The following is a 25,465-nucleotide window of genomic DNA, read 5'->3' on the forward strand; positions in this document are numbered from 1 at the left end:
GTCGCTCAAAGCCAGTAGCCGAGCAGATGGTAGTGGTAAAGCAATGGTATGGCAATCAGCACACTGGAAGCCAGCACGGTGAAATACATGCGGCGTGCCGGTCCCCAGTAACGCTTCCGCCATGCTGTTACCGCAAGCGGCGGAAGCGTCAGCGCGATGAGCGCTCCCACCAGGAGAAAAGTCAGACCGGCATAAAGTGCCAGCCTCAGCCCGGCGGCCGCCGAGTCGTTGCCCCGATGCATCACGATCAGCGCGAGCGTAGAGAGCGGCGCCAGAAGCGTCATCGCTCCAGTCGCCACGGCGGCGCGCCAGGCCCACTTTGCACCGAGTGGCGTCTGGTCTGGCATTGACGCCTGTCTGCGAAGAATACGGACGAGCGGGTTGAACAAAGCCGCAAGCGCGGTGACAACGAAGAGAAGCAGAATCGCGCCAAGCATCAGCGCCCGAAGAGTCCCACGCTCGAACCACCGCAAACGCTCGAAGCTCACTGGGTCCTGCGTGCTGCCGCCCATAGCAAAACCGGTGACGCGGCCGTCCGCATCAGTCGTGAAGGCGACATGCAAGCCGTCGTTCGATCCTCCGACAACCCGATAGTGTGTTGAGCCAACTTTGTGCAACGCCAACCTGGTACCACCGGGGATCGCGACCGTCAACGATCCATCCGGCAGTGCCTCGACGCGGGTATCGGTGGCAAGTTGCGCGGCTCGCTCGATGGTTGTCGTCGCGAGGAGAAGCGGCCGATAGACGCCGTCAAACCTAGTCGTCGACGACCAGGTCACTGCCGTAGCCGACGGGGTCGACGGTGGCTGGTTGGGCACAAAAAAGCGCTCGATCAACGCTCGCACAAAATCGGTTCTCAAAGTCTGGTGAGGGCCGCCCTGCCTCATCGCGTGCACGATGAAAATTCCGAGGCGTTGTTGCGGCACAAAGTACAACAATGAAAAATGAGTGCGTGCCCCGGTGTGGAAGAGTCCGGGAAGTCCTGCCAGATCGCTGGTAAAAAAACCAAAGCCAACGCCTGGTATCGAGTCGTGCGCCCGCCACTGCAACGAATGCATCTGCCCCGTGCTCACCTGAGACAGGACGCGCGCTTCGCCTGACGCGCCATTATTCAGATGCGCTCTCATGAATCGACCCATGTCTGCCGCCGTGCTGACCATCGACCCGGCGGGCGCGAGCAGTAACACATCGGGAACAGCGCCCGATCCATAGGTCGCTATCCGCGACTTCAGCTCTTGCGGGGGCGGCTGGCGGAAGGTCGAGCGGGTCATTCCGAGCGGCGTCAGCAGGTGCCGCTCCACGTAGTCATCGAATGGCATGCCTGAAGCCACTTCCACGAGCCGCCCGACCAGTGCCATTCCAACATTCGAATAGCGAATCTCCTGGCCGCGCGGTCTTCCTCTCGCGGGAGGGAACTTTTCAAAATATTCTTCAAGCGAAATCATTCGGGACGGGTCGGTAACGACGTCCCGCATGAAAGCGCCGTCAAGTCCGCTGGTATGCGTCAGCAGGTGTCGCAATGTGATCGGAGGGCCAGCACCGCGCACAATTCGAGAACCGAGGCGCCGCGTGATGTCGTCGTCCAGTGAAAGCTTGCGACGGTCGACCAGCTGCATCGCAGCGGTCGCAGTAAACAACTTCGACACCGATGCAATGTTGAAAAGCGTCGAATCCGGATCTACCCGCCGTGCAGGTGCTGACGACTCGTTGCCGTATCCTTTCAGCAGCAACGTCGAATCGCCCTGTACGACGACAACCGCCAGGCTCGGCTCCGGGAACTCGCGCATGTAGCGCGCGAAGACCGAGTCGGCAAAGCGTTCCACATTGGCAGGAGAGGGTCGAGTCTCCGGGGAATCGGACACGACGGCGTACGATACGCGTGTGGCGTTCGAGCCTGTTGATGAAGCTCGACTTCTATTGCCCTGCGGAAACGAGCCGTCCGCTGTGCTGGCCTGACGCCCGATGCCCAGTGCAAAGGGAATTAAACCGCAGAGGATCCAGGCTCGCGTTCGCAACTCCGGGTAGTCAGTCCGACCAGCGCGGTAATGTGATCGTGAACGTGCTCCCCTGCCCGTCGACGCTTTCGACTGTAAGATCGCCATTCATACCGCGCGCAAGATCCCGGCTGATTGCCAGCCCCAAGCCGGTTCCTTCCTGGGTTCGCGTCAGTCCTGCATCAATCTGGACAAACGGCTGAAAAACCCGCTCCATCTGTCCCGGGGCAATCCCAAGTCCGGTATCCGAAACGTGCACTGCGACCTGGGAGTCATCGACCGCCACACATTGCACGTCTACGCTTCCACCGGGTGCTGTAAACTTGATGGCATTGCTCAGCAGGTTCAGAACTACCTGCTGCACTTTCTCGCGGTCGGCCCGGGCGGCCAGTCGCGGGTCACAGCCCGCGAACCGTAGCGACAGTCGCTTCGCCCTTGCCTGCGGCGCCGACAACGCTTCGCACGTGGCCACGGCTTCATCCAGCAACACTTCCTCACTGCTGTACAACACCGCCCCTGCATCGACTTTCGCATAGTTGAGAACGCCGTTTATCAACCCCAGCAGGTGCCGCTGACTGCGCTGGATGCGGTCGAGCGCGGTGCGCTGCTCGGGGGTGACTGGACCATGCACTCCAATCTCTATCAGCTCGGCATATCCCCCAATCGCATTCAGGGGCGTCCGGTATTCGTGGCTGATTGTTGCCAGAAACTCACTCTTGCTTCGGTTCGCCGCCTCCGCCTCGGCACGCGCCGCCTCGGCATCGGCGCGCGCTTTTTCACTCTCGGCAAGCAGCCGCTCGATTTCGAGACGGGCGCGCACCCTTGCTGTTACGTCGGCGCCATGGGAGATGATGCCCCCCAGAGTGCCGTCTCGCTCGATGAATGGCAGATACGTGACGTCGACGAAGCGCTCCTCCGGAAGCGCTCCCAGGGTGCGGGCTAGCGTAATGGGAAGCTCGCGCCCCACGAACGGCTCGCCCGTCGCCAGCACGTGGTGCAGCCGGCTTTCGAATCCCTTTCCCCGAAGCTCTGGCAGAGCCTCGAAGGCCGGCTTGCCGATAATCTCGCGGCGTCCGATGAGCTGGTAATAGGCATCATTCGCCAGCTCGAAAACATGATCGGGGCCTCGCAGCACCGCAAAAAAAGATGGGGACTGGCGGAAAACCTCGGCGAGCCGTGTCCGTTCCAGATCGATCGCTTTGAGCAATTCTCTGGTCTCAGTCTCAGCCCGGAACCGCGCGGTGATGTCGGCGGCGGTTAACGCAACGTCGTCGCCAACGCGCACCGCGGTAACGCCGAGACCGTAATCGAAGCCGTCAGCCTGATACATCAGATCGGTCTCGAAAACCTCGCCCGTCTCTGCGACGCGGCGATAGCCGTCGAAAAGGCCGTACTGCCGGCTTGCGGGGAACATCTCTACCAGGCCGCGCCCCACCATGTCGGCAGGCTCGCGGCCGCCGAGACGTCCGGCGGCAGGATTGGCATACGTGAGCCGGAAATCAACGATGCCTCCGTCCGGCCGGTCGTCTTCGCGCATCGGATGCATCAGCACGACCGCGTGCGGCGAAACATCCTGAACCGTTCTGAACAACGCCTCACTCGCCGCGAGGGCTGCCTCAGTGCGGACATGTTCCGAAACATCACGCCAGAAGATGGCGACCCCGCCTTCGTCGGTTGGGTATGCATCGAGGTCGAGATGCACATCGTATCCGTCTCCAACGTAATGCTGCTTGAAATGGGCCTCCACGCCCTCGGCAACGATGCGCCGATACGCTGGCGCGATCTCCATTTCCAGAGAGGCCGGGAATACCTCCCAGTGTGTGCGACCGATCGTTTCCTCGAGGGTCTTGTCGACCGCGCGCAAAGCCGCTGGATTCACGGTCAGGAAACGAAACTCGTTATCGAGAGTTGCATGCGCTTCCGCCATGCGCTCCAGAACGCTGGCTGCCCGCAACTCAGCCCGGCTGGTATCCATTTCAAGTGCCTGGCGTTTTTTCTCCAGCCCGTGCGCCTCGACCTGCGACGTCGTATCGAAACCAGTGATGAGTATGCCGCTGACGCCACCGCCTTCGTCGCGCACGGGAACATACGAAAGTGTGATGTACACATCGTCATGCGGCACGGCGGGGCCCTGACGAAGAAGGGGGTAATACTGATCGCCGAGCGTAACCGTTTCACCCGCCTGCACGCGATGCAGAACCGGCTCGACCAGTGGCCAGATTTCGAACCAGGATTCGCGAGAAGAACTTCCGAGCGCCGAGGGATGTTTACAGCCGAGGAACGGTTTGTATGCGTCGTTATAGATCTGAACGAACTGCGGGCCCCAGAGAAGGATGGCAGGAAAGCCCATGGCCACGACTGTCGACGCTGCAGTTCGAAGGCTCGAAGGCCACTCCTCCACTGGGCCAAGTACGGTACTTTTCCAGTCGTACGCGCGGCACCGGGCCTTCAGTTCGCCCTCTCCCGCAAACAACCTTTGCGCGGTATCGTCGCCACGCACGCTTGCACTCATGGCTCCATCCTCTCTCCGCTGCAATCCCAGTTGGCCGCAAACCTCATTAGAATTGCTCACCCGCGCGCCGCATCGCAAGAGGCATCGCCCACGGACTCTCCGGCAACTGATCCCTGAATCAAATCAGGGGGTCAGAACCACCTTGGTGCACTCATCTTTTTCTTCTTCGAACAATTCGTACATCTTCGGTGCTTCGTCCAGACTGACTCTGTGCGAAATGATTTCCGGCGGATCGATCTCGCCTTTTTCAATCCTGTCCATGAGCGGCTGCATGTACCGGCGCACATTGCATTGACCAGTCTTGACCGTCAGGCCTTTGCCGAAGATCGTGCCGAACGGAAACTTGTCGATCATGCCTACATACACGCCGGCAATCGACGCCGTCCCGCCCGCGGCGCATGACTGGAATACCTGGCGCAGAACCGTTGCATTGTCCATCTGCAGTTTGAGCGCCTGCTTGCCGCGTTCGATCTTCCCGTAAATCGACGTCCCGTGTGCTTCCATGCCAACGGCATCGATGCAGCGTTCAGGTCCGGTACCTCCCGTGAGCTGCTTCAGCAATTCAACGAGGTCGTCCGTGTCCTCGTAATTCAACGTTTCGGCACCCCCCAGCTCGGCGAGTGCCAGTCGGGCGGGATGGCGGTCGATGGCAATCACGCGGGATGCCCCAAGCATAAAGCAGCTCCGAATCGCGAACTGACCTACCGGCCCGCAACCCCAGACAGCGACAGTATCACCCGGCTGAATACCACAGTATTCGGCGGCCTGGTATCCTGTCGGAAAAATGTCGGACAGAAATAACACCTGATCGTCAGTCAATCCTTCCGGAACCTTGATGGGAGAAAAATCAGCGTAAGGAACGCGAGCGTATTCGGCCTGTCCTCCGGCATAGCTGCCATACAGCGCGGAATAGCCGAACATCCCGGCGCCGGGATCGCCAATCACTGTTTCCAGGGCCTTTCGGCTCTTGCTCGGATTGCTGTTCTGACAGGCAGACGTGAGCCCAATCGAACAGGGGCGGCAATTTCCGCAAGCGATGTTGAACGGAACGACAACCCTGTCGCCGACGGCAAGATTCGACACGCCCTTCCCCACCTCGACCACCTCTCCCATAAACTCGTGGCCAAGGACATCGCCACTCTGCATTGTCGCTACGCGACCGTTATACAGGTGCAGATCAGAGCCGCAGATGGCGGTCGATGTTATGCGTATCACTGCATCGCGCGGATTCAGAATCTTCGGATCGGGAACGTTGACCACCCGGACTTCTTTCTTCCCTTCCCAGCATACGGCTCTCATTTGATAAGCTCTTGGTGAGGTTGTTGAAGCACTGTCATTGCGCGGTCAGGCACTGCGGCCGGATGACTGTCCCTGTATCGTCGCGATTTCACCCGTCTCGATTCTGGCTTTCAAATCGCGCAAGGCCGACTCGAGCTGCTGAGCGATACTTTTCCCTTCGTATGCCGAAAGCAGGTGGTCAGCATCTGAGTCGGAGTGCTTGTCGATTTCAACCGTCAGATCGATACCGCGGTTCTCAGCGGCGGGAACGAACTCAGGATTTCCGGGCAGTTTCGCTGCCGTCCATGCCGCCCGCACTTCTGCCAGAGTCTTGCCGATTCGGATCGTTCGGGATGCCGTGTCTTCCATGGGAATCCGGACTGTCCCGTGGCCATTGTCCGATTCAGTGCCTGCCATTTGCTGCCTCCATTATCCAGGTCGATCCCTGAGCGACGACATCAGGGTGGGGGCAACTTTCGCACAACGTATGCCGCCGAGCGTCCGCGGCGCGATTGCGGGGTGCAGCGTACCGGTTCGTTCCACAGGAAGGCCGCTTCATCACGACACCGTTGAGAGTCGAGTGGCAAGGCAGCACTTTGCAGCGCAATAACAACCTGTTTCGTCACCCGGTCACGGAGGCGTTTTTCATGGCACTTCAATCCGTAATGAGTCTTACTCTCATCGCCAGTTCAATATCCGGCTTCGTGCTCGCGGCAATGGGCAGCTCGGTTATAGCCACGGCTCCGCCAGATCCGTCAGGCGCTTCGCCGGTGGTCGCGGACTCTGCGCTGCGTGCAGAGGTGAAAGCGCTCAACGCAGCGATGGTTGCGGCATTCGACAAGGAACCATCTACCGTCGCGCGCTTCTACGCTGATAGCGCGCGCATTGTCGGCCCCCGGCGGCAAACGGTAAAGGGGCGCGTGGCGATCGATCGGTATTGGGCGGGTATCCGAAAGCCGGGCGCATGGAAACTCGAGATCGTCGAGGTTGGCGGAAGTCGGGCGGAAGCTTACCAAATTGGAGTGTCGACACTGACCTCGACGTCAAGTGACGGACGGCAGAGCACGTATGTTTGTGATTTCGTCGTAATCTGGAAGAGACAGCGGGACGGTACGATGCGGATCATGCTTGATTTGTACAATTGAGCCCGAAATACGGTGGTGAGGCATGCATTGGGCGACGAGTGGCGCCCTGCTATACATGATGATGCTTACACCCGGGCAGTGAGGGGCCAACCCGCACGTTGCGGGGTCATGGTTCCTGCTCGGACTTGCGCGGATGAACGGCGGGCGCGCGCGCGGAACAGTGCCTGCTCTTGATTGCCGCACGCCGGTTCTGTCAGAGTAACCCTCGCCGGGTTCTAGATAACTACGGTCCCGGGCCCAAGCGCAGGTTTCTGCTCGGCTTCGGTGAGCACCTGCTGCCTCATTGCTGCCGCGCCCATCAGGCCACCGATTCCCATCGACTCCACCGCGGAGCTCGGCACCAGCATCAACGCACCTTTCCTTGAGCCCTTCCATCAGAATGTTCATCGCGCTCAAGTGCAGCGCCGTTGGGTTGCCGGCGTACGAGCGCGATGCCTCCTCGAATAGCGTTGCGATCTCGACTTCCGCCTGACCCAGAATGATGCGAGCCTGTTTTTCACGTGAGGCCTGAGCTTCTCGCGACATCGCGTCCTGCAGCGAGGTGGGGATTACGACGTCGCGCATCTCCACGGACTGCACCGTCACACCCCATGGGTTCGACCGCTCGTCGATAAGCAGCTGAAGCTCCGCTTCAATGCGCTCGCGTCCGCGCAGCAGATCCGTGAGTGAGGTGCGGCCGATGATATCGCGCAGACCGGTCTGGGCTGCCCAGCTTACCGCCTGAGCGTAGTCCTGCACCTCGAGCGCTGCTTTCTCGGAATCATGTACCATCCAGAAGAGAACAGCATCGACGTTCACCGGAACCGTGTCGGACGTCAGCGTTTCCTCTGCCGCGAAACTGGTAGTCACCACTCGCTGATAGATCCACGATGACACGCGATCGAGCAGCGGAATAACCCAGAACAGCCCGGGTCCGCGGAGTCCGACGTATCTGCCCAGACGCAGCACGATGCCGCGTTCCCACTGATTCGCGACGCGAGGTGAAAGGCAGAAAATCGACCCGAAGATTGCGCCGATGACGAGCCAGACCGGGTTCCGCGACGTGACGGTCGCCACACCGCCGGCCGCGAGGAAGGCAATCAGAATGAATATGGCGACGATATTGGTGCGCGGCATTGACAGCGAGCTGCCGTTCTTCGAAACACCTTGGTTATCGTTGAGGACGAGCATTGGAATCCTTCTCCTGTTCAATGCGGAGTTTGAGATAAGTGATTATGTCGGGAATCGAGTATCCGAGAGCCAGCACTTCCGGAATGAATCGCGAGATGTCGCGCTCGAGCTCCCGCTCCCGGTTCCCATGAACGGCTGAAGCCGACGGGCTGGCTCGCACGAAAGTGCCGACTCCACGCTGTGTCTCGACAACATCCGTCCGCTCGAGGGCCGCATATACTCTGGCGACGGTGTTGGCGTTGACGTGCAGATCAACCGCCAGCTGGCGCACCGTTGGCAGCCTTGCTCCCTGCTGCAGCTTTCCGGTGGCGATCGCCGTCCGTATCGCTCTTTCGAGCTGGGCGTACAGCGGCGTTGGATCCCTGGGGTCGACTGTAAACATGGCCATTTGTACTACGTCATCGTACGTATATCGCGCTCACACCTTTACGCCGAGATTGGCGGCCAGTGAGTCGCGAAGCGGCGCGCATTTACAAATGAAATACTTGTTCGTTTGACCCGGGCAGGCCAGAGACCCGCTGGCATGCCTCCAGAAAGTTGGCCTACCTGCTCATGAGGACTGCGTTGTGACAACTGTGAAAGAACCCAAGGTGCGGCTGTTGTATCCCGCCACGCTTGCTGCCGCATGTATCGGGCTGCTGGCCTGCGTATTCCAGAGTCCGACAATCAAGCCGGTCAACCTGCAGAAACCGCCGGCGGTTGTGCAGTCCCCCGTAAAAGCTCACCTGACGGACGGCTCCACAGTCGTATATCCCAATGGTGTAACTCTTTCCGGCAATTTTCTGAACGGCAGCGGATTGCGCTACCCGCTCGGCTCTGCAACGGGGGCTCAGGCAACAAGTATTCCGCTCGACAGCGTTGTCGGAATGGAAGCCTACGACCGCCGGGTCAATGTGGCCAAGTCGGTTGCGGCCACGACAGCGGCAGGTGCGCTCACATACGTGGCCGCCGTTGGGGCGTACATCGCCATCTTCGGTTCATGCCCGACGTTCTACGCTGACAGCGCAGGTGTCGAACTGCTTCAGGGCGAGGGATTTTCCTACAGCGTCGCGCCCCTCCTCGAGCAACGCGATGTCGACCGGCTCCGCCTCACGCCGACAAAAGATGGCAGGCTCACGCTCAATGTCCGGAATGAGGCACTGGAGACCCACTACATAAATCACATCGAGATCATTGAAGCGACCCACGACCAGGAAGAGTCCATCTTTCCTGATCAGCGCGGGCGTGCAGTTGCGGTGTCGAAGATTGCCCCTTCACACTCGATCCGTAACCGCGCCGGCGACGACATTTCGCGCGCGGTCCGCGCGGCCGATGAAGTCGTGTTCAGCAGCAATTCGACCACCAGGAAGAACGCTACCGAAGCCGATCTCGACGACTGGATTGACCTCGTAGTTCCGGTCCCGCCCGGCTCTGACAGCATCGCCGTCATCATGGACATGCGTAACAGTCTTCTCAACACTGTCTTGCTCTACCATTACATCCTTGGCGCGCCGGGAATCAAGTCGCTCGATTTTCTCGGAAAGGATCTCGAGAACATTTCCGGGGCTGTCGAGATGGCAAAATGGTACAGCTCACACATGGGGATGCGCGTTTCAGTTCTCGACGGGAGCACATGGAGGCAGGTAGCGCGCATAGGTGATTCGGGACCAATTGCATTTCACCGGGTCGCGCTCATGGTGCCCGCCGTCCGAAGCAGCGGCAGCAATGTGAGAGTCAGGCTGTCATTCGTCGCTGACGACTGGAGGATTGATGCCATCCGGACTTCCACGTCGTGGCGAAGGCCGGCAACTCGGGTGATCCCAGCCGCCCGCGTTGCAATGGGTGACCCGGGACAGAACAAGGCGGCGCTTGCATCGGTCGTGGACTCGGACGAGGGATACCTCATTACATCCCCTGGACAGTCTTTTCGAGTCGAGTTTGAAGCGGGAGTGCAGGCGTCCCCGGCCCGCACTTTCATGCTTGCATCGCAAGGTTATTACACGGAATGGGTACGGGGCAGCTGGATCAAGGCTGCATCAGGCGAGAAATTCGTTCCGTCGAACGCGACCCTCCTCAAAGCAATGCGCCAGTGGCGCGTAAAGCAGGATGACATGGAGCGTCATTTTTATTCCTCCCGCATCGCCGCAAGGTGAACATCATGACACCATTCAGAACAGGCGTGGCACTTTCGCTGCTGGCTTTGTCGGCTTGCGTTATCGGGAAATCGGGGAAGGATCTTGCAATTGCCACCATTCCAGGCGGGGCCCAGGCGACTGTCGTCTCACGGGGCGGCGCAATCTCCGGAGAGCTCGTGGCCGTGCGCGATGATGGCGTCGTCCTCTCCGCGCAGAAGCAGCTTTCCTTTTTTCCCTTCGCATCGCTCGGCGGCCTCACGATCGGTCAGATGAAGGGTGAATACAAGTTGGCCGCGGGGGAACGGCCATCGCGGGAAAACCTTGATCGACTGCGCCTCGTCAGCCATTTCCCGCAGGGACTTACCCCCGAGGTCGAACGCCAGCTTCTGGCGCAGCTCGGCCAGGCAGCAATCGTGACAGTCCAATGAACGCGCTCAGATTCCTGGCCGCCCGCGTTTGCGTAACTGGTATGCTGCTGGTCGGTATAAATGCAACATCTGGCGCCCAGACATCGCATAACGAACCGCCGGGACACGCACACGTTGTGGTTGCTCCAACGGCAACAGATGGGCATGTCGCAAAACTCCTCGCGGCGACAAAGGCTGCTGCAGCTGGGTTTCGCGACCGTCGAGCCGCCGTCGCCGCTGGCTACCGGCGAATCGGGCCGGACGTGCCTTCGATGGGCGAGCACTGGATCAATCCCCGTCATGTTGTTGCGGACACGTTTGACGTAACGGAGCCGGCGCTACTCACCTACATCAAGGTCGAAGGACGACCTGTGCTCACCGGGGTGGTGTACGCAGCACCGTTGGCGTTCGGGCAGTCGCCTCCAGCCATATTTGGGAGAAATGCTGTCTGGCACGAGCACAACGGGACGCTCGACGAAGAAGCTTTGCTGCCGGACCATCACACGGCTCCATCCGCGGCAAAGGGCATGCGCCTCTCGATACTCCATGCATGGTTGTGGAGCCCCAACCCACAGGGAATGTTTGCCACGGAAAACTGGACGATTCCGTTTCTCCGCCTCGGCTTGGTCCCGCCGCGGACTTTCCCGGAGAGTGCCGCGCGTGCGGTCAGCCTATTGTCCGGATCGGAGTACTACCTGAATCTGGCAGGAGCCGGATTTTCGGGGACGGTCGAGCCGATACTCACTGGGTGTGCGGCAAGGGCGGATCGAATCACGAAGCGGGCGCGGGACGGTGACAGAATTCTCACCCACAACGAAGTGGAAACCCTGAGCCTGGCCTGGACCGAATCCGTGCTTGCCATCGCGAAGGTGTCTGGCAAGGATGTCGCAAGGCGGTTGAACGGAGGTCGGATGCCTTGAGGGAGGATTTCTCGATGTCGAACGGAGACGATGATAGCGAGTTGAATGAAGAGTTCCCCCTCGGCGACGGATCGGCGGAAACCTCGTGTGCGGTTGTCTGCCCCTGCTGCGGGGAGGGAGTCACGATAGCCGTCGACCCGGGGGGCGGGAGCGTGCAGGAGTACGTGGAAGATTGCGAAGTCTGCTGCAATCCGTGGAGAGTCAGCCTGCGCTTCGTGGAGGGTTTTCCAAACGTGCAACTCGCAGCACTGGACGAATAGACCCCCCGAAAACGTCTGGGAACCTTCGCCGCAGGTAACGAACGCGCTACAGAATTCGAGGGGCGTCTTGTGGGGCGTCGATCGATCTCTTGCCGGGGCACTTCGGGCGAAACCAGATTTCCTTTTCAGCGGCCCCGGTGAACAGACTAGTCGCCGGGCCTTCCGGAGTGTCACCGGCCGCGACGCCACCGTTCAACGTTCGAGACTCATGAGAGAAACGTCAGGGGACCGGCAACACTTCCGTCGTCATCTCATTCTGCGCCTGCTCTGCTTCTGCGGGGCGCTGTCACTCCTCGCAGCGTGCAAGCGCGGACCGCAACCGCCGCCTGCCGCCGGTGGTGATTCCTCCACGGCCCTGCAGCCGCGTCTCCCGACCGGAGCTCGGCTAGCCCCCGCGGGGCGTTCATTCGACGTCGGGTCATTCCCGCTGAGCATGCTGCTCACCCCGGAGCGGGATCGAATGCTCCTGCTTCTGAGCGGCTGGCGTCAGCAGGGATTGCAGGTCGTCGACCGCCAGTCCGGTGCAGTGCTCCAGACGATGCTTCAACCCGCGGCGTTTCTCGGCATCGCTATTTCGCCCACCGGCGAATCGGTGTACGCGTCCGGTGGCAACCAGGACGTGGTCTACAGGTATTCGTGGCGGGATCGGCGGCTTGCACTCGTAGACAGTCTCATACTCGGACCGAAAAAACCGGGCGAGTCCGGAAAACGATATCCCGCCGGCATCGCATTGTCCCGGGACGGGCGCACGCTGTATGTAGCCGAAAACCTGGGCGACGCTCTCGCAGTACTCGACGTAGCGACAGGCAGAGTAAAGGCACGATTTCCCACCGAGCGATATCCTTACGGAGTCGTCGTCGCGCCGGACGGCGCTGTTTATGTATCAGCATGGGGAGGCCGATCGGTGCACACTTTCCGGGCGACCGGGAATGGCGGACTGTCAGCAACCGGGAAACTCACCGTCGCTCGACACCCATCAGCGCTGCTTCTCAATCGGGATGGCTCGCGCCTGTTCATCGCTTCTGGAAGCACTGACCGCGTGGTTGTAGTTGACACGAGAACGCGAGCAGTGGTGGCGGAACTGCTCGATCCCCCTCCTGAAGGACCAGCCGAGGGTAGCACCCCCAATGCGCTCGCGTTGTCCGAAAACGGTACCCGGCTCTATGTCGCCGAGGCGGATAACAACGCAATCGGCATCTTCGATCTTACCGCTCGCACATCCAATGTTGCCGGCGCGACCGGATCGGATCGCCTCGCCGGACGTGTCGCCACGGGCTGGTATCCGTCCGGTGTGCTCGCCATCGGCGACACACTTTACGTGATCGATGCGAAAGGCCGCGGGACCTCCTCGAATACCGGGGGCCCGCAACCCGGCGCCATCCGCAACCCTGCCGTCAGGCCAGACAGTGCCCGGACACTCGGCCAATTGTCCGGGACGATGACAGTGATTCCGTTTGCCCGCACGGCCGGCGCAGAGCTCGCGCGTCTGACCGGGGTGGTTGCGCGCGCGAATGGCTGGGATGCGCCGCGACGCAAGCGCTTCACGTATCCACCATTTCAGCACGTCATCTACATCATCAAGGAAAACCGCACCTACGACCAGGTGCTCGGCGATCTGCCGCTCGGTGACGGAGATACATCGCTTGTCTTCTTCCCTCGCCCGGTCAGTCCGAACCACCATGCGCTCGCCGAGCGGTTCGGACTTTACGATCGTTTTTTCGTCAACGCTGAAGTAAGTCCTGACGGCCACAACTGGAGCATGGCGGCGTACACTACTGACTACCTGCAGAAAACGGTGCCGTCCAATTACTCCGGAAGGGGTCGAACCTACGACTACGAGGGCACCAATCGCGGATGGGGAGCGGCTTTTATCCCGGAGGATGATGTGGCCGAGCCGGCGAGTGGCTATCTCTGGGATCTCGCTCAAAAGAAAGGGATTACGTTCCGCAATTATGGCGAGTTCGTCGTGCCGCCTGCAGTTCGGGATACGAGCGCGTTGCCGGATGGTTACCGGGGGAACAAGCCGTTTCTTGCCGCCAACACGAATCCGCGATTCCCTGGTTACGATCTTTCTATAAAGGATCAGGTGCGGGCAGACGTCTGGTTGGCGGACTTGCGTGAATTCGAGAGACGTGGCGTCATGCCAAAGCTTCAGATCGTGAGATTACCCAACGATCACACCGCTGGCGCCCGAGCGGGCTCACCCACTCCGCGCGCGATGATGGCGGACAACGACCTCGCGCTCGGCCGCATGATCGATGCACTATCCCGCTCCGCCTTCTGGAAGAATACTGTCGTATTCGTGCTCGAAGATGATGCGCAGAACGGACCGGATCACTTCGACTCGCACCGCTCGCCGTTCTTTGTCATCTCCCCCTACAACAGGCCCGGCGTGATCCATCGTTTTACAAATACCACCGATGCGCTGCTGACGATGGAGGAGATTCTGGGACTCGGCTCGATGTCTCAGTTCGATTACTACGGCCGGCCTCTGCGCGAGGTATTCGCATCTTCTCCCGACCTGCGTCCGTATTCGGTGCTTGTCCCATCGGTGTCGCTGACGGAGATGAACCCCCGTACCGGCGCCAACGCAAGAGAGAGCGCGCGCCTCGATCTGCGGGTGGAGGATGTCGCCGATGAAGACTCGTTCAACCGCGTTTTGTGGCGGGCGATCAAGGGCGACGGCTCACGTTATCCGGGACCGACGCGGATGAGCGCGCTGGACCTCAAGGTGGGCCACAAATAGTAGCTATATGTTACTAATGCGAACTACCTCTTCTCCTGCAATGGCGTAGGTACTCCGTCCCGGCTCTGGTTCGATATTGGCGAGTCCGGTGAAATCACCGAACGCAGGAAGGATCGCCGAGCTTTCGTCAAACACGAAGCACGGAAGGCGTACCCGCTCGCGACCGGCTCCGTAGAGGCGAATGCCGGGATGAACATGGCCGGCGATGACATATCCATCCGGATGTACTGCCGGGTAATGGCTCATCGCGAATGGGCCGATCAGGAATGGGGCGTTCTCACAGCGAATACCGAGCTCCCCGGGCGGATCTCCCGCATGACGGTCGTGATTGCCGCGCACAAGCAGCAGCTCGAGATCACTGTTCGCCTTTCGCCAGTCTGAGAGTGCATCGAGCACATCGATTGACCTTCCCGCTTTCGCGTGAAGCAGGTCACCGAGAAACACGATGCGGCGCGCGCGAGTGCGCCGGGCAATGGATTGCAGTCGGTCCAACGCCTCGTGGGTCGTGCCGGACGGAACGGGGATGCCGCCGGCTCTGAACGCCGCCGCTTTCCCGAAATGCAGGTCGGCAACGAGCAGTGTATCGGTGTCCCTCCACCACACAGCCCGCTCCGGCATCAGTGCCAGTGTCTGTCCGAAGAGCGAGACTGTGCAGTCGCCGCATGGCACTGCCTCGCTCACCCAGCCGCCCGCTCGAGAGCCCGCTGCATCCGTTTGACACGATCGGAGAGTTTTTCCGACGACACGCGCTCCCGCGTCCGGTCGACCAGAAGCGGAAACGCAAGCGGCGGCGTGCGCTTCGGATTCATCACAATAACCTGCGCCGCGGAGATGCGTTGCAGCGTAAGACCAAGCCGCGTGCGCTCCAGCTGTCGCTCCAGAACTTCGCGACGCGCCTGGCCGAGCAGCATGTTGCCCGCGTCGTACCTCATGAATACATCGAAGAAGAGGCCGCTCGAGGCCTGAAGCTGGCGGTCGGTCTTGCCCGACCGTGGGAATCCAGGGAAAACAAGGCCCGCTACGCGCGCAATTTCCCTGAACTGTCGTCGCGCCATCTCCGTTGCGTTGAGTGATGCAGGGATATCGCCAACGAGATTGTGTGCATCGAGGAGCCCATTAGCGAGCGCCTCCTCTATCGGCGCTTCATCGGGCGAGAGCAGCTCGAATCCGTAATCATTGGACGACATCGAGAAGGTGATCGGACGGATTCGCGAGATGCGCCACGCAAACAGGGCTGCGAGCCCTTCGTGCACCAGACGGCCTTCAAAGGGAAAGAAAAAAAGGTGATGACCTTCCCGCGAGGCCACCCGCTCGATGAGAAACTCACCGGGACCAGGGATTCTCGACCACTTTGCCTGAACCTGAAGAATGGGCTGAATGGCCTGCATCTCGGGGCCACGGAATACTCCCCGTGCCGCTTCGCCAAGGCGATTGCGCAGAGCGGAAGCGAGCTCTCCCGAAAGCGGCATCCTGCTGCCTGCCCATCTCGGAACTGCCCCTTTTACGCTGGGCGCTCGCCGCACCCACGCCACCATGTCACGCACCCTGATAAACTCCAGCGGCGCACCCGCAAAAAAGAAACGGTCACCCTGACGAAGGCGGGCAATGAACGACTCCTCAACGGATCCGAGTCTGCCTCCGCGGAGATACTGAACGACGACGTGTGAGTCGCTGACAATGGTGCCAATCGTCATCCGGTGCCTGCGAGCCATTGTCCGGTCCTCAACACGCCAGCGCCCCTCAGCATCGGCGCGCACCTTCGAATATTCCGGATATCCCTTTAGCGCTTCACCGCCATTGCTGACAAATGAGAGCACCCAGTCCCATTCGTCTTCCGGAAGGTCAGCGAACGCGTCTGTCTGGCGCACTTCGTCGAACAGCTCGGCAGGCATAAAACCCTCTCCGACAGCAATGGTGACAACGTGCTGAGCGAGAACGTCGAGGGGACGAATTACCGGATACCGTGATTCGATGGCCCCTGACTCGACACCGTCTCGAGCTGCGGCGACTTCAATGAGCTCGAGCGTGTGAGTGGGAACGCATGTCACTCTGCTTGCCGCTCCCGGCCGGTGACCGCTTCGTCCGGCACGCTGCGTTAATCGCGCAATTCCCTTTGGGCTGCCGATCTGGATCACTCTGTCGACTGGCGAAAAATCGACACCGAGATCGAGACTGGATGTCGCGACCACACAGCGAAGACGTGCCGTGCGCAGGCCCTCTTCCACCCAGTCGCGGCGCTTTCTGTCGAGCGATCCGTGATGGAGCGCGATCGTGCCGGCCCAATCGGGACGCTGTGCGAGAATCGCCTGGTACCAGATCTCGGTTTGCGACCGGGTGTTGGTGAATACGATCGCCGTCTCGCCTTCCTCGATCGCTGCAACAACCTGCGGCGCCATCTGCGTGCCAAGATGTCCAGCCCACGGAAATCGTTCGATCACCGGGGGAATAAGCGAGTCGACGATGATACTTTTTGGCTCGACACCGCGAACCATTCGCGATGACGTCGCCATGGTCGCGCGGCCGAGCAGAGTGGTTTTCGCGTCGTCAATGTTTCCGATGGTTGCCGACAGACCCCACGTGCGGAGTTGCGGGCAGATTCCTCGCAGTCGTGCGAGTGCAAGCTGAGTCTGCACGCCGCGCTTGGTGCCCATCAACTCGTGCCATTCATCGACCACGACCACCCTCAAGTGGATAAACTGATCGGATGCATTCTCCCGGGAAATGAGCAGCGACAGGCTCTCGGGAGTTGTAACCAGCGCCGTTGGTAGCCTGCGCGCCTGGCGTGACCGCAAAGCAGATGTCGTGTCGCCGGTTCTCGTCTCCACACTCCACGGCAGACCGAGGTCGGTGACCGGCTGCAGCAGGGCTGCAGTCGTGTCCGCGGCAAGTGCGCGCAGCGGCGTTATCCAGAGCACCCGGAGCGGCGGCGCCGAGTTGCGCGCTGAGCGTTTTCTGCCTGGCGGCGCCGTCGAATCGTGCGCGTTTCCTTCAGCGATAAACTCCAGGAGCGGCCCCACCCAGGCAGCCAGTGTTTTCCCGGTACCGGTTGCCGCGTGAATAAGCCCGCTCTCGCCGCCAAGGTAAGCGTCCCACACCTCGCGCTGAAATGAAAACGCCTTCCACCCTCGCGAGGCAAACCATCCCGCAATCAGCGCATTCGCCGATTTTCTGCCAGTCCGCGGGGATCGTGGGCGCGTGGGCTTTTTCTGACCTTGCTTCGCCGCGGGAGCGTCGGGAACGCTGGCACGCGCTGCCGGCGGTCGTGCCGTCAATCGCTGCCCTGATCCACGGCGTCCACTCCACCGTCCGTGGATAGCAGCAGTGCTTTCAACATGTCGAGAGTGTCTGCTTCGTGCGCGGGCTTGTCCTTACGCCACCGCAGAATGCGCGGAAATCGCACGGCGATCCCGGACTTGTGTCGTGGCGATGCCTGAATTCCCTCGAAACCAAGCTCGAACACCTGCTCCGGCTTCACCGATCGCACCGGGCCGAACTTTTCTGTGGTGTTCCGCCTGATCCAGACGTCGAGCTCGCGGATCTCAGCGTCGGTAAGGCCGGAGTATGCTTTCGCGAACGGCACGAGCGCTTCACCGTCACGGACGGCAAAGGTGTAGTCGGTGTGCAGCAGTGCCCGCCGTCCATGGCCCGATTGCGCATAGACCATGATAGCGTCCACGGAATAAGGTTCCAGTTTCCATTTCCACCACCCGCCCTTGCGGCGGCCGACGCCATAGTGCGTATCGCGGCGCTTGAGCATCAGCCCCTCGGAGCCAAGCGAGCGTGCCTTGGCGCGCGCCGCGCGAATATCGTCCCATGATGATGCACTCACTACCGGCGAAACGAGAATTCGCGACTCGGCATTTACTGCTCCCACCATCTCCACCAACATCCCCCGTCGGACAGAGAGCGGCATGCCACGCAAGTCCTCTCCATCAAGCTCGAGCAAGTCGTAAGCGAGGATGACGATCGGAACTTCGGCACGGATGCGGGCGCTCAGATTCTTGCGCCCGATGCGCCGCTGCAGCTGAGCGAAGGGGAGAGGGCGACCGTCCCGCCATGGCAGAATTTCGCCGTCGATCACGGTTCCGTCCGCGAGCCATACCGATGCATCGATGATCTCGGGAAACCGATCGGTGATGAGCTCATCGCCGCGTGACCAGAGATACGAAAGACCATCGCGCCGGATGAGCTGAGCACGAATTCCGTCCCACTTCCATTCCACCTGCCAATCGAACACGGAGCCGAGGTCGTCCAGCTCGGTTTCGAGCGAATATGCGAGAAAGAATGGATAGGGACTCGATGCCTGCGGCGCTTCAGTACCTGGTGCAACGAGCCGCGTATACGCCGCAGCCGAAGGCTGCCAGTCGCCGGCGAAGCGATGGGATATCACTCCTTCCGGCACTCCGCTCGCGCGCGACAGGCTGCGCAAAAGCAGAGACTGCGAAACGCCGACGCGAAGACTGCCCGTTATCAGCTTGTTCCACACAAACCGCTCTACCCCACCCAGCGCGTGCCAGGCTTCGACGACAATAGTGCGCTGCATTTCCTCAGAGGCTTTTCCGATCGGCAGCAGCTTTTCCTCAACCCACAGATGCAACGCGAGATCGCTCGACTCGGCGCTTTCAGGTAAAAGGAGGGCAATCGTTTCAGCGAGATCCCCAACAGCATGATACGATTCCTCGAACAGCCATTCCGCGATTCCCGAGACTTCCATCGCCCAGGCCGCGAGCCTGCGCACTGGAACAAGTCGCTTGGGACGCCCTCCGCTGAGAAAGTAGACGGCCCACGCTGCATCGTCTGGCGATGCTTCGGAGAAATAGCGGCTCATGGCGTCGACTTTGGCGTTGATGCGGGTGGTGGAGTCGATCTCGGAGAAAAGCCGGGCGAAACGCTTCATTCGGGTATCGTTTCGCCGGGCGCGACCACATCCTCTTCGATCTCCCCTTCCCAGTGGCTTGCGAGCGATTCCGCGCGAAGCCCCCGCTCGCGCAGCGCACGTACCACCGCGTCGCGATACCCATGGGTGACGATGACGCGTTCGGCCCCTGTGGCGTCGATAGCGGTCATCAATGCTGGCCAGTCGACGTGATCGGAGAGGGCAAAACCACGGTCCACCGACCGTCTGCGTCGCGCACCGCGCACTCGCATCCATCCTGACGCGAATGCTGTCGACGCAGGCCCAAAACGTCTGAGCCATGTCGAGCCCGCTGCTGATGGCGGCGCAACGATCAACGCGCCCGTCCAGTCGTGCCCCTTTTCCACCGATCCGGCGTATGTAGTCGGCGGCAAGGCGATGCCGGTGTCGCGGTAATCCCGATTCAGCCGCTCAACTGCCCCATGTGTGTAAAAACTGCCGTGCGCGAACGGTGCGAGGCCGGCGAGAACGCGCTGCGCTTTGCCAAGCGCGTAGGCGAACACGATTGACGCGCGTCCGGCATCGCGGTTGGCGCTCCACCATGATGCCATGTCGGCGAACGTTTCGGCTTGCGCTGTCCACCGGTAGATTGGAAGTCCGAATGTGGATTCGGTGACAAAGACGTTGCACGCAACCGGCACGAACGGCGTGCACGTCGGGTCTGGTTCGGTCTTGTAATCGCCCGACACGACCCAGATCTCACCCTCGTATTCCACCCTTATCTGCGCCGAGCCCAGTATATGGCCCGCTGGATGAAAGGAAATTCGGACGCCGTTGATGCTGAACCCTTCGCCCCACCCAAATGACTCTATCGATGCATCGGGTCCGATGCGAGTTCGCAACACCCTCTCGCTTTCTGTGGCGCACGCGTAGGAGCGCGATCCCCATCGGGCATGGTCGCCGTGAGCGTGAGTGATGACAGCTCGGTCGACTGGCATCCAGGGATCGACGTAAAAATCGCCGGCCTCGCAATAAAGCCCGCGATCCGTGGTGCGGAGTAGGTCGGCAGATGGCATTTGGGTGCGTCGGTTTGCAGGTTTCAAGCCCTGCAGGGCTATGGACGTCGGGCTGCGGGGCGGCGCTTGCTGGGATAATCGGCGATGTTTTCCCATTCGCTTGCGTCCGAGCGGGCGACGACAGCGACAACCGGATCGACGTCGCTGAGGTTACAGACCTCGTGAGGCACCCCGGGTTCGATGAAGATGAAATCCCCCGCGCGATTGTCGACGCTTTTATCGAGCCCGGCCCCATACTCGTGGCGCACGTTTCCTTCGAGGATGTAGAGCATAACCTCGAAATCCACGTGGATGTGCGCATGCGCGACGCCGCCGGGCGGGATAGTCGCAACGTTCATGGAAAGTTTCCGCGCCCCGGTATTTTTTCCCGAGAGGCCTGTCTTGTATCGGATCCCGTTCCAGCTACGGTTCGTCCCGGCTGCCCGAATTACGAGAATTCCGTCGCTTCCTTCGACGTATGCGGTAAGATCGTCAGTGTCGTCAGACATATTGTCAGCTCCATCGCTGTCGGTTCATAAAAGTTCCGGAATTCTGATAGCCCAGGTCTGTGCATTTTTCCCCTGGGTTTTAGTGTGTAGCTTGGGGTCGCCGAGGGCGTGGTGCAACTTGTGACAATCATCATGAGGATCCAATGGGCAGCGAAGTGAATGGCGCCACATCGGCAATCCGTTGCTAGTCCTGGCATTCGCGCTGGCAGCGCTGATCGGCGCGTCACTCGGCCTTATGGGCGGCGGTGGATCGATACTGACAGTGCCGGTGTTTGTTTACCTGCTGGGCTTCGCCGCAAAACCGGCGATCGCGATGAGCCTTCCGGTCGTTGGCGCGACAAGTCTCGCTGGCGCAATCAGCCATTGGTGCGCCGGAAATGTAGAGGCGCGAGCGGCGTTTGTTTTTGGCCTGATAGCGATGACCGGCTCGTATCTGGGAGCGCGCGTCTCGGTGCTGATATCGGGGGCCACTCAGCTCACGTTGCTTTCGGTTGTCATTCTCGCCGCCGCGATACTGATGATGTGGTCGTCCTTTTCACAAGGTGCCGCCGGTGCGGGTGATGATTCCGCAGACAAGCGGCTGACGCTTTTGACGCCGAAAACTGTCGTCGTGGGGCTTGTGATTGGCGTGCTCACCGGAATGGTTGGTGTTGGTGGCGGGTTTCTGATCGTGCCGGCACTCGTCATCGCGGCCCGTGTTCCGATAAAGCAGGCAATCGGCACTTCGTTGCTGGTGATCGCCATGAATTCTGCAGCGGGGTTTGCCGGATACCATGGCACAGTCGACATGCAATGGGAATTCGTCGGCAGCTTCACTGCATTTGCGATCGCGGGGATTCTTGTGGGTACATATCTGACGCGCTTCCTGTCCGGCGCCGCTTTGCAACGTGGCTTCTCGGCGCTGCTGTTGCTGGTCGGTTGCTTCATGCTATATCAGAACGCGCACCCAGGCACGCTGTTCTGATACAAGCGTGCGAGGCCGCACAGAGCCATGCGTGCCCCGCTTCGCCGTCACACGATCGAACGGATGATCGGATAGCGAGGGCTTACCGGCCTTTGCGAATCGTCACGCGGCCATTGCCGGTCGAGAAGCGAACATGCCTGCCGCCCTGGCCGATCGTTCCGCGAACCCGGCTTGAATTCCACCTCGCGGGCAGCGTAAGCGGGAAATCCGTGGTCAGACTTTTTGCCGCAACGCCCGCGTCGACGACAGCCGAGAGATTCGAGGGGAACGTAACGATGATCGATCCGTTCCCGCTGCTGAATGCCATGTCCCCCTCAGTGTCCAGCGACGTCATCTCAGCGTCGATTCGACCATTCCCGGTCGATGCGGAGACGGGTCCCCTCGCCGTGCTCACGCGAATGCTTCCGTTGCCTGAACTTGCGCGTACCGGCCCCCCGGCACCGGTTATCTCGATATCTCCGTTTCCTGAGCTGGCCCTCACGCGACCGTTTGCCCCGAGCACCGAGACGTCCCCGTTCCCCGAGCTGGCTTTGACCTCTTCGCCTGCATTGCGGACGTGCACCGCCCCGTTACCGGTTGCGGCCGTGAGCTTGACACCTTTAGGAAGCTCGACGATGAAGTCGACGACGCCGAGATCGCTGTCGTTTCCACCACGGGAATCGTAGCCGTCCGCGTCGCAGCGCCTGGTGCTTTCCCAGATTGCGCAGACAGTGACGTTCTCGCCGTCACGACGGGTCTCAAAGCTGATTCGGCCCAGCGACCGGGCGGTGAATCGCCGCCGCGCGGAAACGCTTGCAGTATTTCCCGCCGCCTCGCGCACCTCGATTGCCCCCCTGAGACTGCGGATACGAAGCCACGAGCCACGCTGCATCTCGCCACGGAACACAGCAGAAGAGGCTTCCGACGAGCCTTGAGCGTCGACGTCGGTGAACGAAGTGGTCAGGAGAAAAAAAACGGCTGCACGAATCAACATCGGATGGCTCCGGGTGAGGGAATGGTCACCCGGATTGGACTGTCACGGCTGGAGAAGGGTTTGAACGACATGACAATGGTTTCCCAACCCTTCGCCAAAGCTTCGCTAACGACGGGGCGACGCGACATGTCGGCATCGCTGCCACGGACCATCTCCTGCCAGAGACAGCACCCGAACGGCTTCCTCCTCGACGCCCAGTTCGGCCAATGCACAGCCGTGATAGCCGACCGCCGCCCGGTCGTTCGGAGCAAGGGAGCCGGCAATCACGAAATGGCGATCGGCTTCCACGAGGTCATCTCTTGAGACGAGCTCGCCGGATTGAAGACGCCCTGAGGCAGTCGCCTTCGCAAGGTGATTGAGGCCCAGTTCGCGATGTGTCGACCCGTTGTCCGGCTCGCGCTGAACGGCGGTCTGGAGATAGTCGCCGGCTTGTGAAAGATCACCTGCATCAGTTCGCATCTTTGCGAGGTAAAGGAGCGCCAGCGCGGAACGAGGGTACGTCATCGCTGCCTGGGCCAGCTCCCGCTCTGCGGTGATGAGATCACCCCTGCGAAACGCATCGATACCACGCTGTGTCTGCTCGGGAGTTCCCGTCATCAGACCTGTCGACTGCCCGAGGTCAACCACAAATCCTTCGATCCCCCCGCCGACCAGCAGAAAGATTCCCCCGATCGCCAGCGCGATAAACAGAAACACCAATATTGCAAACCTGACGATGCAACCCTTGATCGGCAGCGAGGGAAGCTTGACCGCAGGCGCCGGCTCAGGCCGCGTAACTTCCTCTACTCTGTAACCCGCGCGCTCCCGCTCTCCCGGGGACAGGATTTCGAGAAGGTCTTCGAGCGATGGACGTTCGGGCGCTACCTCTGGCTCGGGTACCATGGGCGGACGCGCCCGGACCCGCTCACGCGGCGGCGCGATGTCGCGCAGGACAGGCGGCGGTGGCGATTCCGGCCGCCGGGGAGTGCGAGGCGGTGCAGTCGGCGCTGACCGAGGCGCCGGCGGTGCTTCGCGTTTCGGCGAGTCTCCAAATTTCGACCCGCACTGCGCGCATACAGGCTTGTCGAGCCAGACGCCCGGCCTGTGATTCGAACAGAAGTAACGCACCTGATCGTCCGAGCAGGCTTCGCACTCCCCCGGTCTCATCTGAGTTGTCCCGCATGTGGGGCAGCGGAGCGCCACTCCACTCATGTTGCTACCTGTTCCACAGGATCAGGCGGACTGCCGTCACTTGTCTCCTCGGGATAACAGCTCCGAATTAACGCTTCCGGCAGGTGCAGCCGATACACCTGCGGCAGTGATCCCCTGATCCATCGTGCCACGGTTGGTACCCGCAAGTACGGTCCGTACAACTCGCGCTTGAGCCGCCGCGAAAGCGCGACAGTGGTGAGCACCGGAGTGCGGGAATACGCCGGATAGATTTCGAACCTTTCGTCAACGTGGTCGTGGCCTCTGACCATGTGCGTCACAGGCCGGCCGAGCGTATGGCTAAGCGCGCAGAATGCGGCGAAATCCTCGTAGCCGAATTGGCTTCCGCGCGACATCCGGTTCGGAAGCTTCTTCCGGGCCCGCGGATGAGCGCGGCTCCAGACGTAGTCAGTGAGGCATCGAGGATCGTTCCAGTCTCCCGAAGCCGCGAGGCTCGCGTGAAGATCGGTCAGAGGAAATCCACCATGTGCCGCAAGCAATCCATCGGGAAAGAACAGCGCGCGTGGTGCATCGGCAGTAATCCTCACTGCCAGCTTTCCCGCCCGGCCGATCCATTCGTGGGCAAGGTTCTCGTTGAGGAAATCGGAAAAATCCGATGGCGATATCGTTGCCGTGAAGCGTGCCCCGTTGTATCCAAGTGCTTCGTCGTGATTGCCGGCGATAAAGCAGATCGTCTGCGGACGGTCGAGAATGAGCTCGAAAACTCGAAGCAGCGTTTCCAGACCGTAGCCTCCGTCATCGAACAGATCGCCCAGCAGAACGATGCGCGCGCGCATGGCGCCTTCCCGGCCCGCCTCACGGTCTATCAGGGCAAGCGCAGTATCCAGCGCGAGAAGGTCACCATGAATGTCGCCGATGAACCAGAGCGGTTCGTCGGACACTTCCGTCAGCCGCAGTGCGCGGTCAGACCTACTCGTTCGATGATCGTCGAACAGCATGCCCGCCCCACCTTCAGAATCGAGCAGCGCCTCGAGCCGTTCCACCGTCCCGCGGATACGCGCGCGAAGAGCGCCCGGACCAAGCGACGCAGCGATGGCGTCCCAGTCGAGGTCGCGGACATCGACGACCGGCGGAATGGGCGCAACGGCCAATTCCGGCTCCCGGTCATCCGGCAATGTGCCGGCAGCGGATTCATCAGGGCCAAGGTCGCCGTGTATCTCGGGGGCCGCGCGGGAGGGCACGTCTGCTTCCTCGCCGACGTCTCCTTCCTCGCCGATGTCTGCTCCCTCACCAACGTCAGCTTCCTCACCGGGCCCTGCTTCCTGGGGCGCCCCGGAAGCCGTTTCCAACGCCGGTTCAATCCCGGAGTCGCCGGCCTTTGATCCTGCATTATCATCCGGCGCGCTTGATTCGC

At 60.9% G+C, this 25,465-nt stretch carries 21 protein-coding genes; 7 read left to right on the plus strand and 14 right to left on the minus strand.

Features of this window, described 5'->3' with window-relative positions; translation table 11 throughout:
- Window positions 1-5: 5 nt before the first annotated feature.
- The 4 genes from WKF55_06715 to WKF55_06730 all read right to left on the minus strand — a co-directional run bounded on the left by WKF55_06715 (window position 6) and on the right by WKF55_06730 (window position 6,201).
- Window positions 6-1,823, minus strand: a complete 1,818-nt coding sequence (locus WKF55_06715; protein ID MEJ7759268.1) for a serine hydrolase domain-containing protein — start codon at window positions 1,821-1,823, stop codon at window positions 6-8.
- A 202-nt stretch (window positions 1,824-2,025) separates the two neighbouring features.
- Window positions 2,026-4,506, minus strand: a complete 2,481-nt coding sequence (locus WKF55_06720) for a PAS domain-containing protein (protein ID MEJ7759269.1) — start codon at window positions 4,504-4,506, stop codon at window positions 2,026-2,028.
- Between the two features lie 123 nt (window positions 4,507-4,629).
- The gene (locus WKF55_06725; GenBank protein MEJ7759270.1) at window positions 4,630-5,805 is read right to left on the minus strand and encodes a zinc-dependent alcohol dehydrogenase; all 1,176 of its coding nucleotides are present in this window, start codon (window positions 5,803-5,805) and stop codon (window positions 4,630-4,632) included.
- 45 nt (window positions 5,806-5,850) lie between these two features.
- Window positions 5,851-6,201, minus strand: coding sequence for a hypothetical protein (locus WKF55_06730; GenBank protein ID MEJ7759271.1), 351 nt, complete (start codon window positions 6,199-6,201; stop codon window positions 5,851-5,853).
- A 230-nt stretch (window positions 6,202-6,431) separates the two neighbouring features.
- On the opposite strand from WKF55_06730, the gene WKF55_06735 reads away from it, so the two are divergent.
- Window positions 6,432-6,929 (plus strand): DUF4440 domain-containing protein, encoded by a 498-nt coding sequence (locus WKF55_06735; protein ID MEJ7759272.1) that lies wholly within the window; start codon window positions 6,432-6,434, stop codon window positions 6,927-6,929.
- Here the strand turns inward: WKF55_06735 and WKF55_06740 are convergent.
- On the minus strand, window positions 6,828-8,099 hold the full coding sequence (locus WKF55_06740; protein ID MEJ7759273.1) for a slipin family protein: 1,272 nt from the start codon (window positions 8,097-8,099) through the stop codon (window positions 6,828-6,830). The two genes, WKF55_06735 and WKF55_06740, sit on opposite strands and share 102 nt — an antisense overlap.
- The gene (locus tag WKF55_06745) at window positions 8,080-8,487 is read right to left on the minus strand and encodes a GntR family transcriptional regulator (GenBank protein ID MEJ7759274.1); all 408 of its coding nucleotides are present in this window, start codon (window positions 8,485-8,487) and stop codon (window positions 8,080-8,082) included. The genes WKF55_06740 and WKF55_06745 overlap by 20 nt, the downstream gene beginning before the upstream one ends.
- A 187-nt stretch (window positions 8,488-8,674) precedes the next feature.
- On the opposite strand from WKF55_06745, the gene WKF55_06750 reads away from it, so the two are divergent.
- The 5 genes from WKF55_06750 to WKF55_06770 all read left to right on the plus strand — a co-directional run bounded on the left by WKF55_06750 (window position 8,675) and on the right by WKF55_06770 (window position 14,546).
- Window positions 8,675-10,231: a hypothetical protein gene (locus WKF55_06750; GenBank protein MEJ7759275.1), complete on the plus strand. Its 1,557-nt coding sequence runs from the start codon at window positions 8,675-8,677 to the stop codon at window positions 10,229-10,231.
- Window positions 10,232-10,236: 5 nt separating this feature from the next.
- Complete coding sequence (locus WKF55_06755; protein ID MEJ7759276.1) at window positions 10,237-10,641, plus strand: hypothetical protein; 405 nt, start codon at window positions 10,237-10,239, stop codon at window positions 10,639-10,641.
- A complete protein-coding gene (locus WKF55_06760; protein MEJ7759277.1) occupies window positions 10,638-11,540 on the plus strand; it encodes a hypothetical protein in 903 nt (300 codons plus the stop codon). The genes WKF55_06755 and WKF55_06760 overlap by 4 nt, the downstream gene beginning before the upstream one ends.
- A gap of 14 nt (window positions 11,541-11,554) precedes the next feature.
- A complete protein-coding gene (locus tag WKF55_06765) occupies window positions 11,555-11,800 on the plus strand; it encodes a CPXCG motif-containing cysteine-rich protein (protein MEJ7759278.1) in 246 nt (81 codons plus the stop codon).
- Between the two features lie 208 nt (window positions 11,801-12,008).
- Window positions 12,009-14,546, plus strand: coding sequence for a bifunctional YncE family protein/alkaline phosphatase family protein (locus WKF55_06770; protein ID MEJ7759279.1), 2,538 nt, complete (start codon window positions 12,009-12,011; stop codon window positions 14,544-14,546).
- 3 nt (window positions 14,547-14,549) lie between these two features.
- Here the strand turns inward: WKF55_06770 and pdeM are convergent, their stop codons facing one another.
- From pdeM to WKF55_06795, 5 genes are read right to left on the minus strand one after another with little or no spacing between them, the layout of a single operon-like run.
- On the minus strand, window positions 14,550-15,227 hold the full coding sequence (gene pdeM, locus WKF55_06775; GenBank protein MEJ7759280.1) for a ligase-associated DNA damage response endonuclease PdeM: 678 nt from the start codon (window positions 15,225-15,227) through the stop codon (window positions 14,550-14,552).
- Window positions 15,224-17,818, minus strand: coding sequence for a ligase-associated DNA damage response DEXH box helicase (locus WKF55_06780; GenBank protein ID MEJ7759281.1), 2,595 nt, complete (start codon window positions 17,816-17,818; stop codon window positions 15,224-15,226). Before WKF55_06780 ends, pdeM begins: the two co-directional genes overlap by 4 nt.
- Complete coding sequence (locus WKF55_06785) at window positions 17,815-19,443, minus strand: ATP-dependent DNA ligase (protein ID MEJ7759282.1); 1,629 nt, start codon at window positions 19,441-19,443, stop codon at window positions 17,815-17,817. The genes WKF55_06780 and WKF55_06785 overlap by 4 nt, the downstream gene beginning before the upstream one ends.
- Window positions 19,440-20,477, minus strand: a complete 1,038-nt coding sequence (locus tag WKF55_06790) for a ligase-associated DNA damage response exonuclease (protein ID MEJ7759283.1) — start codon at window positions 20,475-20,477, stop codon at window positions 19,440-19,442. Before WKF55_06790 ends, WKF55_06785 begins: the two co-directional genes overlap by 4 nt.
- Before the next feature lie 38 nt (window positions 20,478-20,515).
- Window positions 20,516-20,965 carry a cupin domain-containing protein gene (locus WKF55_06795; protein ID MEJ7759284.1) on the minus strand — a complete coding sequence of 150 codons (450 nt, stop codon included), beginning with the start codon at window positions 20,963-20,965 and terminating at the stop codon, window positions 20,516-20,518.
- Between the two features lie 181 nt (window positions 20,966-21,146).
- Between WKF55_06795 and WKF55_06800 the strand changes: the two genes are divergently transcribed.
- Complete coding sequence (locus tag WKF55_06800; protein MEJ7759285.1) at window positions 21,147-21,929, plus strand: sulfite exporter TauE/SafE family protein; 783 nt, start codon at window positions 21,147-21,149, stop codon at window positions 21,927-21,929.
- Window positions 21,930-22,011: 82 nt separating this feature from the next.
- Here WKF55_06800 and WKF55_06805 read toward each other — a convergent pair whose 3' ends face one another.
- The 3 genes from WKF55_06805 to WKF55_06815 all read right to left on the minus strand — a co-directional run bounded on the left by WKF55_06805 (window position 22,012) and on the right by WKF55_06815 (window position 25,400).
- Entirely contained in the window at window positions 22,012-22,902 is an 891-nt protein-coding gene (locus WKF55_06805; protein MEJ7759286.1) for a DUF4097 family beta strand repeat-containing protein, read from the minus strand.
- Between the two features lie 105 nt (window positions 22,903-23,007).
- A complete protein-coding gene (locus WKF55_06810) occupies window positions 23,008-23,784 on the minus strand; it encodes a hypothetical protein (protein ID MEJ7759287.1) in 777 nt (258 codons plus the stop codon).
- Window positions 23,785-24,089: 305 nt separating this feature from the next.
- Complete coding sequence (locus WKF55_06815) at window positions 24,090-25,400, minus strand: metallophosphoesterase (GenBank protein MEJ7759288.1); 1,311 nt, start codon at window positions 25,398-25,400, stop codon at window positions 24,090-24,092.
- Window positions 25,401-25,465: the final 65 nt, after the last annotated feature.

This window comes from Gemmatimonadaceae bacterium (assembly GCA_037721215.1).
GTDB lineage: Bacteria > Gemmatimonadota > Gemmatimonadetes > Gemmatimonadales > Gemmatimonadaceae > UBA4720.

Coding starts and splice junctions, on each gene's coding strand:
- WKF55_06760 (MEJ7759277.1), top strand. CDS start 10,638: ATGAACGCGCTCAGATTCCTGGCCGCCCGCGTTTGCGTAACTGGTATG.
- WKF55_06805 (MEJ7759286.1), bottom strand. CDS start 22,902: ATGTTGATTCGTGCAGCCGTTTTTTTTCTCCTGACCACTTCGTTCACC.
- WKF55_06740 (MEJ7759273.1), bottom strand. CDS start 8,099: ATGCTCGTCCTCAACGATAACCAAGGTGTTTCGAAGAACGGCAGCTCG.
- WKF55_06765 (MEJ7759278.1), top strand. CDS start 11,555: ATGTCGAACGGAGACGATGATAGCGAGTTGAATGAAGAGTTCCCCCTC.
- WKF55_06795 (MEJ7759284.1), bottom strand. CDS start 20,965: ATGTCTGACGACACTGACGATCTTACCGCATACGTCGAAGGAAGCGAC.
- WKF55_06810 (MEJ7759287.1), bottom strand. CDS start 23,784: ATGGTACCCGAGCCAGAGGTAGCGCCCGAACGTCCATCGCTCGAAGAC.
- WKF55_06730 (MEJ7759271.1), bottom strand. CDS start 6,201: ATGGCAGGCACTGAATCGGACAATGGCCACGGGACAGTCCGGATTCCC.
- WKF55_06725 (MEJ7759270.1), bottom strand. CDS start 5,805: ATGAGAGCCGTATGCTGGGAAGGGAAGAAAGAAGTCCGGGTGGTCAAC.
- WKF55_06735 (MEJ7759272.1), top strand. CDS start 6,432: ATGGCACTTCAATCCGTAATGAGTCTTACTCTCATCGCCAGTTCAATA.
- WKF55_06755 (MEJ7759276.1), top strand. CDS start 10,237: ATGACACCATTCAGAACAGGCGTGGCACTTTCGCTGCTGGCTTTGTCG.
- WKF55_06745 (MEJ7759274.1), bottom strand. CDS start 8,487: ATGGCCATGTTTACAGTCGACCCCAGGGATCCAACGCCGCTGTACGCC.
- WKF55_06770 (MEJ7759279.1), top strand. CDS start 12,009: ATGAGAGAAACGTCAGGGGACCGGCAACACTTCCGTCGTCATCTCATT.
- WKF55_06720 (MEJ7759269.1), bottom strand. CDS start 4,506: ATGAGTGCAAGCGTGCGTGGCGACGATACCGCGCAAAGGTTGTTTGCG.
- WKF55_06790 (MEJ7759283.1), bottom strand. CDS start 20,477: ATGCCATCTGCCGACCTACTCCGCACCACGGATCGCGGGCTTTATTGC.
- WKF55_06785 (MEJ7759282.1), bottom strand. CDS start 19,443: ATGAAGCGTTTCGCCCGGCTTTTCTCCGAGATCGACTCCACCACCCGC.